Below are 262 nucleotides of genomic sequence, written 5' to 3'. Positions count from 1 at the left end.
GCTTCAGATCGTGAAGATCGGGACAGCCAATGGCTACGTGATCAACTCAAAGGTCGTCTGGAGAGATCACAGCGGCAAGCGCTATGCATCTTTCTACGCTGAGGTAGTGGTCAGCGAAAGCGACCAAGGCCGTCCAGTCGAGGACTGGGACAACATCGAATTACGTCATGTCCCTGTCCTGCATGCGGGAGAATCCGTTGTAGATGATGGGGCCGAGCTTCCTCCCCCTGATCAGCAGGACCTATTGCCACCCGAGCCGCAC

General features: G+C 56.5%; 1 pseudogene. It reads left to right on the top strand.

The features are described from left to right. Positions 1–262: pseudogene (locus tag GHO03_RS25440) on the top strand (plasmid replication initiation protein); the annotation flags it as partial.

It is taken from the genome of Pseudomonas sp. FSL R10-1339 (assembly GCF_009600545.1).
In the GTDB taxonomy this organism is placed as follows: Bacteria; Pseudomonadota; Gammaproteobacteria; order Pseudomonadales; family Pseudomonadaceae; genus Aquipseudomonas; species Aquipseudomonas bubulae.
The sequence above is the reverse complement of the archived record's forward strand: the minus strand, read 5'-3'. Positions and strand labels throughout refer to the sequence as shown.